Annotated in this window: 8 protein-coding genes and 1 riboswitch; all 8 genes read left to right on the plus strand. The window is 70.3% G+C overall.

Annotated features, from left to right (window positions below):
- Positions 1 to 40 precede the first annotated feature (40 nt).
- Positions 41 to 472 (plus strand): 50S ribosomal protein L11, encoded by a 432-nt coding sequence (gene rplK, locus ACYVM4_RS11770; protein WP_368820427.1) that lies wholly within the window; start codon positions 41 to 43, stop codon positions 470 to 472.
- An 88-nt stretch (positions 473 to 560) separates the two neighbouring features.
- Positions 561 to 1,268, plus strand: a complete 708-nt coding sequence (rplA, locus tag ACYVM4_RS11775; RefSeq protein ID WP_368820426.1) for a 50S ribosomal protein L1 — start codon at positions 561 to 563, stop codon at positions 1,266 to 1,268.
- A gap of 145 nt (positions 1,269 to 1,413) precedes the next feature.
- The gene (locus ACYVM4_RS11780) at positions 1,414 to 2,565 is read left to right on the plus strand and encodes a GNAT family N-acetyltransferase (RefSeq protein ID WP_368820425.1); all 1,152 of its coding nucleotides are present in this window, start codon (positions 1,414 to 1,416) and stop codon (positions 2,563 to 2,565) included.
- A gap of 332 nt (positions 2,566 to 2,897) precedes the next feature.
- Positions 2,898 to 3,422, plus strand: coding sequence for a 50S ribosomal protein L10 (gene rplJ / locus ACYVM4_RS11785; RefSeq protein WP_058872511.1), 525 nt, complete (start codon positions 2,898 to 2,900; stop codon positions 3,420 to 3,422).
- Between the two features lie 98 nt (positions 3,423 to 3,520).
- A complete protein-coding gene (gene rplL / locus ACYVM4_RS11790; protein ID WP_368820424.1) occupies positions 3,521 to 3,904 on the plus strand; it encodes a 50S ribosomal protein L7/L12 in 384 nt (127 codons plus the stop codon).
- A 128-nt stretch (positions 3,905 to 4,032) separates the two neighbouring features.
- Positions 4,033 to 4,141: riboswitch (glycine riboswitch) on the plus strand.
- A 157-nt stretch (positions 4,142 to 4,298) separates the two neighbouring features.
- Complete coding sequence (gcvP, locus tag ACYVM4_RS11795; RefSeq protein ID WP_460668692.1) at positions 4,299 to 7,223, plus strand: aminomethyl-transferring glycine dehydrogenase; 2,925 nt, start codon at positions 4,299 to 4,301, stop codon at positions 7,221 to 7,223.
- Between the two features lie 316 nt (positions 7,224 to 7,539).
- Positions 7,540 to 11,049 (plus strand): DNA-directed RNA polymerase subunit beta, encoded by a 3,510-nt coding sequence (rpoB, locus tag ACYVM4_RS11800; protein WP_368820422.1) that lies wholly within the window; start codon positions 7,540 to 7,542, stop codon positions 11,047 to 11,049.
- Between the two features lie 62 nt (positions 11,050 to 11,111).
- On the plus strand, positions 11,112 to 14,996 hold the full coding sequence (locus ACYVM4_RS11805) for a DNA-directed RNA polymerase subunit beta' (RefSeq protein ID WP_368820421.1): 3,885 nt from the start codon (positions 11,112 to 11,114) through the stop codon (positions 14,994 to 14,996).
- Positions 14,997 to 15,092 lie beyond the last annotated feature (96 nt).

Below are 15,092 nucleotides of genomic sequence, written 5' to 3' on the forward strand. Positions count from 1 at the left end.
TCCTGTGCGCCGGTACGTCCAGCAGAAGAAGGACCAGCACATGGCTCCCAAGAAGAAGAAGGTCTCCGGCCTGATCAAGCTGCAGATCAATGCAGGCGCCGCCAACCCGGCGCCCCCCGTGGGCCCCGCCCTCGGTCAGCACGGCGTCAACATCATGGAATTCTGCAAGGCCTACAACGCGGCCACGGAGTCCCAGCGCGGCAACATCGTGCCCGTGGAGATCACGGTCTACGAGGACCGCTCGTTCACCTTCGTCACGAAGACCCCGCCCGCCGCACAGCTGATCAAGAAGGCCGCCGGCGTCGCTAAGGGCTCGGGTGTCCCGCACACCCAGAAGGTCGGCAAGCTCAGCATGGACCAGGTCCGCGAGATCGCCGAGACCAAGAAGGAAGACCTCAACGCCAACGACCTCGACGCCGCCGCGAAGATCATCGCCGGCACCGCCCGCTCCATGGGCATCGAGGTCGAGTGATCAGCCTCGGCTGACACCACCCACCGTTATTGACGTGGCAGGGCCGAGCGCGGCCCGCAGACCACAACTGCACAAGGAGAAGAAGCAGATGGCAAAGCGCAGCAAGGCATACCAGGCGGCCGCCGCCAAGATCGACGAGAACACGCTGTACGCCCCCGCCGAGGCCGTGGCCCTGGCCAAGGAGCTCGACACCGCGAAGACCGACTCCACCGTGGAGGTCGTCCTCCGCCTCGGTGTGGATCCCCGCAAGGCCGACCAGATGGTCCGCGGCACCGTGAACCTGCCCAACGGCACCGGCAAGACCGCCCGCGTCGTCGTCTTCGCGACCGGCGACAAGGCCGCCGCCGCGGAGGAGGCCGGGGCGGACTACGTCGGCTCCGACGACCTGATCGCCCGCATCCAGGGCGGCTGGACCGACTTCGACGCCGCCGTGGCGACCCCGGACATGATGGGCAAGGTCGGCCGGCTGGGCAAGGTCCTCGGCCCCCGCAACCTGATGCCGAACCCCAAGACCGGCACCGTCACCATGGACGTGACCAAGGCCGTCAACGACATCAAGGGCGGCAAGATCGACTTCCGCGTCGACAAGCACTCGAACCTGCACTTCATCGTGGGCAAGACGTCCTTCGACCTCGAGAAGCTCGCGGAGAACTACGGCGCCGCCCTCGAGGAGATCCTGCGCCTGAAGCCCTCCGCGTCGAAGGGCCGCTACATCACGAAGGCGACCGTCTCGACCACGTTCGGTCCGGGCATCCCGGTCGACCCGAACGCCACCGAGGTCGTCGTCGGCGCCTGACGCCGTGCACCGGAGCCCGCGGGGCTCCGACGGGTGGGGGCCCGGCCGATGCGGCCGGGCCCCTTCCCGTCCGACCGGACCACCCCTCCCACGACCCAGCAGCCGACGGGCGTCCGCCGGCGCCCACGGAACGGAGATCCCCCACGTGAGCGAGCACCCCCCAGTGCGCATCGAGCAGATGCGCATCCCCGACGAGTTCGACGACGCCGCGCAGGAGCTCCTGGGGCGCGTCGCGGAGCTCGTGCGCCGGTCCCGGCAGCACGTGTGGGGGATCTCGGACCTCACCGGTGACGCCCAGGAGCTCTACCGGGACCTGCTGGACCCCTTCGAGCGCGTGGTCGTCCTGCTCGCCTGGGCGCAGGACCGGCTCGCGGGGCGGGCCGAGGTGCGGATGCCCCTGGTCACGCTCACCGACTCCGCCCACATCACCGTCGACGTGGACCCCGACGTCACCTCGCAGGGCACCGGCAGCGAGCTGCTGGCGGCCGCCGAGCAGCTCGCCGTCGGGGAGTCCCGCCGGCACCTGCGGATCCAGACCGAGCACCCCGGCCCCGAGGAGATCCAGGGCGACGGCAGCGTCACCGGGGTCTTCCCGGTGATCACCCCCGGGATGGTCGAGTGGGTGGACGCCGCCGACGGGTCGGGCCGGCTGCCCGTGTCCAACCGGCAGACCCGCTTCGCCCTGAGCGCCGGCTACCGGCTCGAGTCGGTCAGCGACTTCGGTCTGCTGGACGTGCCGCTGCCACCCGAGCGTGTCGAGGCCCTGCTGCGCGAGGTCGAGGCCTCGCCGGCGCAGGAGCCGTACCGGATCCACATCTGGAGCGGCCCGGCCCCCGAGGAGCGGCTCGACGAGCTCGCGGCCCTGCACTCGCGCATGGCGTCCGACTCCTTCCTGGCCCCGGTGGCCGCCGTCGAGCACGAGCCGTGGGACGCCGAGCGGGTGCGGCGGACCGACCAGCTGCGCGCCGAGGCGGGCAACCTCTCCCTCGTGGCCGTGGCCGAGCACGAGCGCACCGGACGGCTCGTCGGGATGACCGAGATCGTCCTGGCGGGGGATGAGCCGCCGATCGGGATGCAGGACGAGACCGTGGTCCTGCGCGAGCACCGCCGCCGGTGGCTCGCCACCCGGCTGAAGCTGGCCAACCTGCAGCAGCTCGAGCGGCTGGCCCCGAGCGTGCGCACCGTCTACTCCTGGAGCCACAGCGGCGACGACCGGATGAGCCGGGTCAACGCCCGGCTGGGCTTCCGCGTGGCCGGGCGCAGCGGCGTCTGGGCCCGCGACTTCCCCTCGGCCTGAGCCGGATCCCGGGCCGGACGTGGAGATCATCGGGCGGTTCCCGGGCCGCTCCGGCGCCGATTTGGCCGTGGCGGAGCCCTCCGGTAGCCTGGGGCGTACCAAAGACCGCCGGTCGTTGTCCTTCTGCCTCGTGCGCCTCGTTTCGGAGTGCGCGGTACGGGAGGACTGCCGTAAGAGTTCCGCCAGGAACCGCCAGCGCAGGTGAACCAGCACAGCGAGCACGTCCCGTCCTGCACGGGCCGTGACGCCGAGCCCCGGGCATCTGCGCGGGGCTTTTTCTGTGCCCGGGCCCCTTTCGGCAGCGACCGGCATCGAAGACCGGAAGGAGTACCATGGCGAACCCGGAAAAGGCAGCCGCGGTCGCCGAGTTGAAGGAGATGTTCTCCAACTCGGACGCCGCTGTCCTGACTGAGTACCGCGGCCTCACCGTGGCCCAGCTCAAGGAGCTGCGCCGCTCGCTCGGTGAGAACGCCGAATACGCCGTGGTGAAGAACACGCTGACCGCGATCGCGGCCAAGGAGCTGGGCATCGACGCGTTCGACGGCCAGCTCGCCGGCCCGAGCGCGATCGCCTTCATCTCGGGGGATCCCGTCGAGGCCGCCAAGAGCCTGCGTGACTTCGCCAAGGCGAACCCGCAGCTCGTCGTCAAGGGCGGTTACCTCGAGGGCAAGGCCCTCAGCGACGCGGAGATCAAGCAGCTCGCGGACCTCGAGTCCCGCGAGGTGCTGCTGGCCAAGGTGGCCGGTGCCGCCCAGGCGTCCCTGTCCCAGGCCGCGGCGCTGTTCCAGGCCCCGCTGTCGAAGACCGTCCGCACGGCCGAGGCGCTGCGCGCCAAGGTCGAGGAGCAGGACGCCTGACCAGCACCCCCGCCGCGAGGCACATTCTCACCACGGAACCAGACCGTCCCGCGCCGACGAACCCGGCCGGGGCACACCATCGAAAAGGAGCCACAACCATGGCCAAGCTCACCACCGCTGAACTGATCGACGCGTTCAAGGAGCTCTCCCTCATCGAGCTCTCCGAGTTCGTGAAGGCCTTCGAGGAGACCTTCGACGTCACCGCCGCCGCCCCCGTGGCCGTCGCCGGTGCCGCCGCTCCGGCCGCCGCCGCCGAGGAGGCCGAGGAGCAGACCGAGTTCGACGTCGTCCTCGAGGCCGCCGGCGAGAAGAAGATCCAGGTCATCAAGGAGGTCCGCTCGCTGACCTCCCTCGGCCTCAAGGAGGCCAAGGACCTCGTGGACTCGGCCCCCAAGGCCGTCGTCGAGGGCGCCACCAAGGAGGCCGCCGAGAAGGCCAAGGAGGCCCTCGAGGGCGCCGGCGCCACCGTCACCCTCAAGTAGGACCCCAGCAGCACCCGGACGCGTTCCTTCCCGAACGCTCCTGCGAGGCCCCGGACGCACGGCGTCCGGGGCCTCGTGCCGTGCGCGACCGGTCTGTGGGAGACTGGGGGCACAACCACATCGGCCGTCCACGCGCAGCGGGAGAGTCCGACGTCGTCCGCGTCCCGGGCGGCGGGCGGCGCCGAAGGAGCAACTCCTCCCCGGGAATCTCTCAGGCCCCAGGACCGCTGCGAGCAGGCCACTCTGAAGAGGTCCCCGCCCCGCCGCCGGCCCGGGCGGGAGGCCACCGGCGGTGCAGACCGGCCCGCGGCGGCCGGTGAGAACTCCCCGGCCGGACGACAGAGCGGGGAGGTCGGACGGGCCCCACCGGGCCTCGAACCACGAGGAGCTCACCTTGTCCTTCCTGCCACGCCACCTCGGACCGGACGCCGCCGAGACCAGGACGATGCTCCGGGCGGTCGGCGCCGCCGACCTCGACGAGCTTGTCGCCCGCGCGGTCCCCGCCGGCATCGCCTCGCACCAGCCCCTGCGGCTGCCCGCCCCGATGCCGGAGCACGAGGCGCTCTCCGCCCTGCGCCGGGTCGCCGCGAAGAACCGGGTGATGACCCAGATGATCGGTCAGGGCTACGCGGACACCGTCACCCCGCCCGCCCTGCGCCGCAACATCCTCGAGAACCCCGCCTGGTACACCTCCTACACCCCGTACCAGCCCGAGATCTCGCAGGGCCGCCTCGAGGCGCTGCTCACGTTCCAGAACGCCGTCATGGACCTCACCGGCCTGGACCTGGCCAACGCGTCCCTCCTGGACGAGGCCACCGCGGTGGCCGAGGCCGTGCTGATGATGCGCCGCGCCAACCGGAAGGCCACGAGCCGGCGCGTCGTCGTCGACGCGCGGACGCTCCCGCAGACCCTCGCCGTGCTGGGCGGGCGCTGCCGGGCCGTGGGCATCGAGCTGGTCGTCGCCGACCTCGCGGAGGGGCTGCCCGAGGGCGACCTCTTCGGCGTGGTCCTGACCCAGGTGGGCGTCGACGGGGAGGTCGTCCCCCTCGCCGAGCGCGCCGAGGAGGCGCACGCCCGGGGGGCGCTCGTGGCCGTGGCCACCGACCTGCTGGCCCTGACCCTGCTGCGCTCACCCGGGGAGCAGGGGGCGGACATCGCCGTGGGCTCCGCCCAGCGCTTCGGGGTGCCCCTGTTCTTCGGCGGGCCCCACGCCGCGTTCCTCGCCTGCCGCACGGGCCTCGAGCGGAACCTGCCGGGCCGCCTGGTGGGCGTCTCGACCGACTCCTCCGGCCGGCCCGCCTACCGGCTGGCCCTGCAGACCCGCGAGCAGCACATCCGCCGTGAGAAGGCCACCTCCAACATCTGCACCGCGCAGGCGCTGCTGGCCATCGTGGCCGGCGCCTACGCCGCCTACCACGGCCCGGACGGTCTGCGCGCCATCGCCGACCGGGTGCACGCGCTGGCCGCCCGCATGGCCGCCGGGCTCGCCGCCGCCGGCGTCCGCGTGGTCCACGACCGGTTCTTCGACACCGTGCTGGCCGAGGTCCCCGGCCGCGCCGACGCCGTCGTCGCGGCCGCCGCGGAGCGCGGGATCAACGTGCGCCGGGCCGACGCGGACCACGTGTCCGTGTCGGTCGGGGAGCCCCACGACGAGCGCGACGTCGACGCCGTGCTCGCGGCCTTCGGCGCCGCGGCCACGGACGACGGCGGCGCGGGGACCGACTGGGAGCTCCCGGCCGCGCTGCTGCGCACCGACTCCTACCTGACGCACCCGGTGTTCACCCTGCACCGCTCCGAGACCTCGATGATGCGCTGGCTGCGCTCCCTCGCGGACAAGGACCTGGCCCTGGACCGGACCATGATCCCGCTCGGCTCCTGCACCATGAAGCTCAACGCGGCCGCGGAGATGGAGCCCATCAGCTGGCCCGAGTTCGCCTCGGTCCACCCGCTCGCCCCGGAGGACCAGACCCTGGGCTGGCGCGAGCTCATCGCCCAGCTCGAGTCCTGGCTCACGGAGATCACCGGCTACGCCGCGGTCTCCGTCCAGCCCAACGCCGGGTCCCAGGGCGAGCTCGCCGGGCTGCTCGCGATCCGGCGCTACCACCTCTCCCGGGGCGACCGGCAGCGCACGACCATCCTGATCCCGTCCTCGGCCCACGGCACCAACGCCGCCTCCGCGGTGCTCGCGGACCTCAAGGTCGTGGTCGTGGCCACCGCCGGGGACGGCTCCGTGGACATGGACGACCTCGCCGCGAAGATCGGCGCCGTGGGCGAGGAGCTCGCGGGCATCATGGTCACCTACCCCTCGACGCACGGCGTGTTCGAGGAGCAGATCACCGCCGTGTGCGACGCCGTGCACGACGCGGGGGGTCAGGTCTACGTGGACGGCGCCAACCTCAACGCCCTCATGGGCCTCGCCCGGCCGGGCCGCTTCGGCGGGGACGTCTCCCACCTGAACCTGCACAAGACCTTCTGCATCCCGCACGGCGGCGGAGGGCCCGGCGTGGGACCCGTGGCCGTGGCGGAGCACCTCGTGCCGTTCCTGCCCGGGGACCCCGGGGCCGTGGACGGCGAGGAGGACGCGTTCCCCGTGTCCCAGGCCCGCTGGGGATCGGCCGGGGTGCTGCCGATCACCTGGATGTACATCGCCATGACCGGCGCGGAGGGGCTCACCGCGTCCTCGCGCACCGCGATCCTCAGCGCGAACTACGTCTCCACCCGGCTCGCCGACGTCTTCCCGACCCTCTACACCGGCCCCGGCGGGTTCGTGGCCCACGAGTGCATCCTGGACCTCCGCGCGCTCACCAAGGCCTCCGGGGTGACCGCGGAGGACGTGTGCAAGCGGCTCGTCGACTACGGCTTCCACGCGCCCACCCTCGCGTTCCCCGTGGCGGGCACGCTCATGGTGGAGCCCACGGAGTCCGAGAACCTCGCGGAGCTGGACCGGTTCGTGGCCGCGATGCGCGCGATCCACGCGGAGATGACCGCCGTCGCGGAGGGCGAGGTGGCGCTCGAGGACTCGGTCCTGCGCCACGCCCCGCACACCGCGGAGGTGCTCACGGCCGACGAGTGGGACCGGGCCTACCCGCGCTCCCGGGCCGCCTACCCGCTGCCCGAGCTGCGCCTGGCCAAGTTCTGGCCGCCCGTGGGCCGGGTGGAGAACGCCGCCGGCGACCGCCACCTCGTCTGCAGCTGCCCGCCGATCGAGGCGTTCGCCGTCGAGGCCCCGCCCGCCGACGAGATGGTCGAAGCCTCCTCCGTGGCTCCGGCGACGGCCGCAGAAACCGTCGAGGGCGGGATCGTGGAGACCGCCCGGTGAGCGGCCGGGTCGAGGTGGGCGCGGCGCCGACCCGGCGGCGCGGCCGTGCGCTCCTCGCGCGGGGGCGCTGAGACCCGGAGCACGAAAATCTCCCATCCTACGAGTGGTGGACGCCCGCGTCCACCACTCGTGTGGACAGAGCCGCGCTTCGGGTCTATGCTGGATCTTTGCGTTGTCCCTCATTCTGCGTGCCTTCATATAGCGGTGGGCGCCCCGGGGAGCGAACCAGCATCGTCAGTCAGCCGGCCCTCGCCCACCCGTTTCCCCGATTCGGGAACTGCGCGATTCAACTGCAGGTCTGTGGAAGGAATCCATCTTGGTCGCCTCGAGCACCGATTCGAACGTAACCGCTAACCGACCGGCCGACGGGAACATCCCGCGCCGCATCTCCTTCGCCAAGATCCATGAACCGCTGGACGTGCCGAACCTGCTGGCCCTCCAGACGGACAGCTTCGACCGTCTCGTGGGCAACGAGCGGTGGCAGGCCCGCGTCCAGCAGGCCATCGAGACCGGGGAGCAGGGCATCGCCCGCACCTCCGGCCTGTCCGACATCTTCGAGGAGATCTCCCCGATCGAGGACTTCCAGGGCACCATGTCCCTGTCCTTCTCGGAGCCGGAGTTCTACGACCCGAAGTACACGATGGACGAGTGCAAGGACCGGGACGCCACGTACTCGGCGCCCCTGTACGTCAAGGCCGAGTTCATGAACAACAACACGGGCGAGATCAAGCAGCAGACCGTGTTCATGGGCGACTTCCCGCTGATGACCGAGAAGGGCACCTTCGTCATCAACGGCACCGAGCGTGTCGTCGTCTCCCAGCTCGTCCGCTCGCCGGGCGCCTACTTCGAGCGCGGCCAGGACCGCACCTCGGACAAGGACATCTACTCTGCGAAGATCATCCCGTCCCGCGGCGCGTGGTTCGAGCTCGAGATCGACAAGCGCGACCAGGTGGGCGTGCGCCTCGACCGCAAGCGCAAGCAGTCGGTGACCGTGCTGCTCAAGGCCCTCGGCTGGAGCGAGTCCCGCATCCTCGAGGAGTTCGGGGAGTTCGACTCCATCCGGGCGACCCTCGAGAAGGACACCGTCGAGTCCCGCGAGGACGCGCTGCTGGACATCTACCGCAAGCTGCGCCCGGGGGAGCCGCCCACGGTCGACGCCGCGCAGGCGCTGCTCGACAACATGTACTTCAACTCCAAGCGCTACGACCTCGCGAAGGTCGGCCGCTACAAGATCAACCGGAAGCTGGGCCTCGACAAGGCGTTCGAGGACGAGGACGCCTCCGTGCTCTCGGTCGACGACATCGTCGCGATGATCCGCTACCTCGTGACCCTGCACGCCGGCGGCGGCACCATGAAGGGCGTGCGCGACGGCGAGCCCCGCGAGGTCGTCGTGGACGTCGACGACATCGACCACTTCGGCAACCGCCGCATCCGCGCCGTGGGCGAGCTGATCGAGAACCAGATCCGCACGGGCCTGTCCCGGATGGAGCGCGTGGTGCGCGAGCGCATGACCACCCAGGACGTCGAGGCGATCACCCCGCAGACCCTGATCAACATCCGTCCCGTCGTGGCGGCGATCAAGGAGTTCTTCGGCACCTCGCAGCTGTCGCAGTTCATGGACCAGAACAACCCGCTCGCGGGCCTGACCCACAAGCGCCGCCTGTCCGCGCTCGGCCCGGGCGGTCTCTCCCGCGACCGCGCCGGCATGGAGGTCCGTGACGTCCACCCGTCGCACTACGGCCGGATGTGCCCGATCGAGACCCCCGAGGGCTCCAACATCGGCCTCATCGGCTCGCTGGCGACCTACGGGCGGATCAACCCGTTCGGCTTCATCGAGACCCCGTACCGCAAGGTCGTCGACGGCCTGGTCACCGACGACGTCGAGTACCTCACCGCCGACGACGAGCGCGGCGTCACGATCGCCCAGGCCAACGCCCCGCTGGGCCCGGACAACCGGTTCGCCGAGGACGCCGTGCTCGCGCGCGCCGCCGACGGCTCGGGCGAGGCCGTGCTGGTCGACCCGACCGCCGTGCAGTTCATGGACGTCTCCCCGCGCCAGATGGTGTCCGTGGCGACCGCGCTCATCCCGTACCTCGAGCACGACGACGCCAACCGCGCGCTGATGGGCGCCAACATGCAGCGCCAGGCCGTGCCGCTGCTCGAGTCCGAGGCCCCGCTCGTGGGCACCGGCATGGAGCGCTACGCGGCCCTCGACGCCGGGGACTCCGTGCTGGCGCGCAAGGCCGGCGTGGTCGAGGAGGTCTCGGCGAACCTCGTGCGCGTGCTCAACGACGACGGGACGACCACGGTCTACCCGATCAACAAGTTCACGCGCTCCAACCCGGGCAACACGTACAACCAGCGCGTCATCGTCTCCGAGGGCGAGCGCGTCGAGGAGCGCTCGGTCATCGCCGACGGCCCCTCGACGGACCAGGGCGAGCTGGCCCTGGGCAAGAACCTGCTGGTCGCCTACATGTCCTGGGAGGGCCTCAACTACGAGGACGCGATCATCCTCTCCCAGCGCATGGTCTCCGAGGACGTGCTCACCTCGATCCACATCGAGGAGCACGAGATCGACGCCCGCGACACGAAGCTGGGCGCCGAGGAGATCACCCGGGACATCCCGAACGTGTCCGAGGAGGTGCTGTCCGCCCTCGACGAGCGCGGCATCATCCACATCGGCGCGGAGGTCCAGGCGGGCGACATCCTCGTGGGCAAGGTCACTCCGAAGGGCGAGACCGAGCTGACCCCGGAGGAGCGCCTGCTGCGGGCGATCTTCGGCGAGAAGTCCCGCGAGGTGCGCGACACGTCCCTGAAGGTGCCCCACGGCGAGTCCGGCACCGTCATCGGCGTGCGCGTCTTCGACCGCGACGACGAGGACGACGACCTGCCCGCGGGCGTCAACCAGGTGGTCCGGGTGTACGTGGCGCAGAAGCGCAAGATCACGGACGGCGACAAGCTCGCCGGCCGCCACGGCAACAAGGGCGTCATCTCGAAGATCCTGCCGCTCGAGGACATGCCGTTCCTCGAGGACGGGACCCCCGTGGACATCATCCTCAACCCGCTGGGCGTGCCCGGCCGCATGAACCTGGGGCAGGTCCTCGAGGTGCACACCGGCTGGCTCGCGAAGCAGGGCTGGAACATCGAGGGCGACCCCGAGTGGCTCGACCGGCTGCCGAACTTCCCGAAGCAGTCCGGCCCCACGAACGTGGCCACCCCGGTGTTCGACGGCGCGCGCGAGGAGGAGATCTTCGACCTCCTCGACCACACCAACCCGACGCGCGACGGCGTGCGGCTGATCGACCGGTCCGGCAAGGCCCGGCTGTTCGACGGCCGCTCCGGCGAGCCGTTCCCGGACCCGGTGTCGGTGGGCTACCAGTACATCCTGAAGCTCCACCACCTCGTGGACGACAAGATCCACGCGCGCTCGACCGGCCCGTACTCCATGATCACCCAGCAGCCGCTGGGCGGTAAGGCGCAGTTCGGCGGCCAGCGCTTCGGCGAGATGGAGGTCTGGGCGCTCGAGGCGTACGGCGCCGCCTACACGCTGCAGGAGCTGCTGACGGTCAAGTCCGACGACGTGCACGGGCGCGTGAAGGTCTACGAGGCCATCGTGAAGGGCGAGAACATCCCCGAGCCGGGTGTCCCCGAGTCCTTCAAGGTCCTCATCAAGGAGATGCAGTCACTGTGCCTGAACGTCGAGGTGCTCTCGGCGGACGGCAACACCATCGAGATGCGCGATTCGGATGACGAGGTCTTCCGGGCGGCCGAGGAACTGGGCATCGATCTCTCGCACTCCGAGCCCAGCTCGGTCGAAGAGGTCTGATCCCTCTCGTTCCACCCCGACGAGACGTCAACTTTTCTTAGAGAAAGAGATAAAGGACCCTCATGTCCAACGAATCTTCACTAGGCCTCATGCGGATCGGTCTTGCGACCGCCGAGGACATCCGGACCTGGTCCTACGGCGAGGTCAAGAAGCCGGAGACCATCAACTACCGCACGCTCAAGCCCGAGAAGGACGGCCTGTTCTGCGAGAAGATCTTCGGCCCCACCCGGGACTGGGAGTGCTACTGCGGCAAGTACAAGCGCGTGCGCTACAAGGGCATCATCTGCGAGCGCTGCGGCGTGGAGGTCACCCGGGCCAAGGTGCGCCGTGAGCGGATGGGCCACATCGAGCTCGCCGCCCCCGTGACCCACATCTGGTACTTCAAGGGCGTGCCCTCGCGGCTGGGCTACCTGCTGGACCTCGCCCCGAAGGACCTCGAGAAGGTCATCTACTTCGCGGCGTACATGATCACGTCGGTGGACGAGGACGCCCGCCACGACGACCTGCCGAACCTGCAGGCCGCCGTGGACCGCGAGAAGGCGCAGATGGAGTCCACCCGCGACTCCGACATCGCCGCGATCGCCCGCGACCTCGAGACCGAGCTCGGCCGGGTCGAGGAGGAGGGCGGCAAGGCCGCGGAGAAGCGCAAGCTCCGCGACTCCGCCGACCGCCAGATGGCCAACGTGCGCAAGCGCGCCAACCTGGAGATCGACCGCCTCGAGCAGGTCTGGGACCGCTTCAAGAACCTCAAGGTCAACGACCTCGAGGGCGACGAGGCGCTCTACCGCGTCATGGTGGACCGCTACGGCATGTACTTCGAGGGTTCGATGGGCGCCGAGGCGATCAAGAAGCGCCTCGAGACCTTCGACCTCGAGGCGGAGGCCGAGTTCCTGCGGGAGACCATCGCCACCGGCAAGGGCCAGCGCAAGACCCGTGCCCTGAAGCGGCTCAAGGTCGTCAACGCGTTCCTGACTACGGACAACTCCCCCCTGGGCATGGTCCTGGACGCCGTCCCGGTGATCCCGCCGGAACTGCGCCCGATGGTCCAGCTCGACGGCGGCCGCTTCGCCACGTCGGACCTCAACGACCTCTACCGGCGCGTGATCAACCGCAACAACCGGCTCAAGCGCCTGCTGGACCTGGGTGCCCCGGAGATCATCGTCAACAACGAGAAGCGGATGCTGCAGGAGGCCGTGGACTCGCTGTTCGACAACGGCCGCCGCGGCCGCCCGGTCACCGGACCGGGCAACCGGGCGCTGAAGTCGCTGTCCGACATGCTCAAGGGCAAGCAGGGCCGGTTCCGGCAGAACCTGCTCGGCAAGCGCGTCGACTACTCCGGCCGCTCGGTCATCGTGGTCGGCCCGCAGCTGAAGCTGCACCAGTGCGGTCTGCCCAAGCAGATGGCGCTCGAGCTGTTCAAGCCGTTCGTGATGAAGCGGCTCGTGGACCTCAACCACGCGCAGAACATCAAGTCGGCCAAGCGCATGGTCGAGCGCTACCGCCCCCAGGTGTGGGACGTGCTCGAGGAGGTCATCACCGAGCACCCCGTGCTGCTCAACCGTGCCCCCACCCTGCACCGTCTGGGCATCCAGGCGTTCGAGCCGCAGCTCGTCGAGGGCAAGGCCATCCAGCTCCACCCGCTCGTGTGCGGCGCGTTCAACGCCGACTTCGACGGCGACCAGATGGCCGTGCACCTGCCCCTGTCCCCGGAGGCCCAGGCCGAGGCGCGCATCCTGATGCTGTCCTCGAACAACATCCTGAAGCCCTCGGACGGCAAGCCGATCGCCCTGCCCTCGCAGGACATGATCATCGGGCTGTACCACCTCACCACCGTCCGCGAGGGCGAGGAGGGAGAGGGCCGCTCGTTCTCCTCGGTGGCCGAGGCGATCATGGCCCACGACGCCGGGAAGCTGCACCTCAACGCCCTGTGCCGGATCGAGCTGGACGACTTCGTGCCGTTCGAGGGCTGGGAGGCCCCCGAGGGCTGGGAGCCGGGTCAGCCGGTGCTGGTGCAGACCACGCTGGGCCGGGTGCTGTTCAACGAGACGCTGCCCGAGGACTACCCCTGGGACGAGGCCGTCGCGGACAAGAAGCACCTGTCCGCGCTGGTCAACGATCTCGCGGAGCGGTACCCGATGGTCACCGTGGCGCACACGCTGGACGAGCTCAAGGACGCCGGGTTCCACTGGGCGGCCCGCTCGGGCGTGACCGTGGCGATCTCGGACATCGCGACCCCGCCGGAGAAGCCCGCCATCATGGAGGGCTACGAGGCGCAGGCCGCGAAGATCCAGGGCCAGTACGACCGCGGTCTGATCGACGACGACGAGCGACGCTCGGAGCTCATCGACATCTGGACCAAGGCCACGGACGAGGTCGCCCGCGCCATGCAGGCGAACCTGTCCCCGCTGAACACCATCAACCGCATGGTGTCCTCCGGCGCCCGAGGCAACTGGATGCAGGTCCGCCAGATCGCCGGCATCCGCGGGCTCGTGTCCAACCCCAAGGGCGAGATCATGCCCCGCCCGATCAAGTCCTCCTACCGCGAGGGCCTGTCGGTGCTGGAGTACTTCATCGCGACCCACGGCGCCCGCAAGGGCCTGGCCGACACCGCGCTGCGCACGGCGAACTCGGGGTACCTGACCCGTCGTCTCGTCGACGTCTCCCAGGACGTCATCGTGCGGGAGGCGGACTGCATGACGGAGCGCGGCCTGAACCTGCCGCTCGCCGACCTGCAGGAGAGCGGCTCCCGCGTGGTGCACGAGGACATCGAGAACACCGTGCACGGCCGTGTGCTCGCGGTGGACGTGGTGGACGCCAACGGCGAGATCCTGGCCGAGGCCGGCACGGACCTCTCCGACGGGCTCATCAGCGCTCTCTTCGCGGGCGGGGCGGACACGGTGCGCGTGCGCTCCGTGCTGACCTGCGAGTCCGCGGTGGGCGTGTGCGCGGCGTGCTACGGCCGCTCGCTGGCGTCCAACCAGCTGGTGGACATCGGCGAGGCCGTGGGCATCATCGCCGCGCAGTCCATCGGCGAGCCGGGCACGCAGCTCACCATGCGCACGTTCCACACCGGTGGCGTGGCGTCCTCGGACGGCGACATCACCCAGGGTCTGCCCCGCATCCAGGAGCTCTTCGAGGCCCGTACGCCCAAGGGCGTCGCGCCGATCTCGGAGGTCGCCGGGCGGGTCAGCATCGAGGACACCGAGAAGGCCCTGAAGCTCGTCGTGACCCCGGACAACGGGGACGAGGCGATCGGGTACCCGGTGCTGCGCCGCGCCAAGCTGCTCGTGACCGAGGGCGACCACGTCGAGGTCGGCCAGCAGCTGGTCTCGGGCGCCGTCGACCCCAAGGAGGTGCTGCGCATCCGCGGTCCGCGGCAGGCGCAGAAGCACCTCGTGGACGAGGTGCAGCGCGTGTACCGCTCCCAGGGCGTGGGCATCCACGACAAGCACGTCGAGGTCATCGTGCGGCAGATGCTGCGCCGCGTGACGATCATCGAGTCCGGCGAGACGGACCTGCTGCCGGGCGAGCTCGTCGAGAACGTGCGCTTCCTGGAGGCCAACCGCAGGGCCGTGGCCGAGAGCAACCGTCCGGCCGCCGGCCGTCCGGAGCTGATGGGCATCACCAAGGCCTCGCTGGCCACCGACTCGTGGCTGTCGGCCGCGTCCTTCCAGGAGACCACCCGCGTGCTCACGCAGGCGGCCATGGAGGGCAAGTCCGACCCGCTGGTGGGCCTCAAGGAGAACGTGATCATCGGCAAGCTGATCCCGGCCGGCACCGGGCTCGCGCGGTACAACAACATCGACGTGGAGCCGACGGACGAGGCGAAGGCCTCGCTGTTCACGGAGCCGGGCTCGTTCTCGGACTTCAGCTACGCGGAGGAGAACTCCACGCCCGCCGAGTTCCAGGCGATCCCGCTGGAGGACTACGACTTCGGTTCCAACTGAGGTCGGCGCCCCTGCAGGACCTGACCACTCCCGTGGTCACCACGGCAGCCCCGTTCCGGAAGCAGCGTCTTCCGGGGCGGGGCTGCCCCCGTCCCA

Source organism: Kocuria himachalensis, assembly GCF_054784195.1.

What these genes read in the sequence shown, in the direction of transcription:
- rplK (WP_368820427.1), top strand. Translation starts at nt 41, where the DNA reads ATGGCTCCCAAGAAGAAGAAGGTCTCCGGCCTGATCAAGCTGCAGATC.
- rplA (WP_368820426.1), top strand. Translation starts at nt 561, where the DNA reads ATGGCAAAGCGCAGCAAGGCATACCAGGCGGCCGCCGCCAAGATCGAC.
- rplJ (WP_058872511.1), top strand. Translation starts at nt 2,898, where the DNA reads ATGGCGAACCCGGAAAAGGCAGCCGCGGTCGCCGAGTTGAAGGAGATG.
- rplL (WP_368820424.1), top strand. Translation starts at nt 3,521, where the DNA reads ATGGCCAAGCTCACCACCGCTGAACTGATCGACGCGTTCAAGGAGCTC.
- ACYVM4_RS11805 (WP_368820421.1), top strand. Translation starts at nt 11,112, where the DNA reads ATGTCCAACGAATCTTCACTAGGCCTCATGCGGATCGGTCTTGCGACC.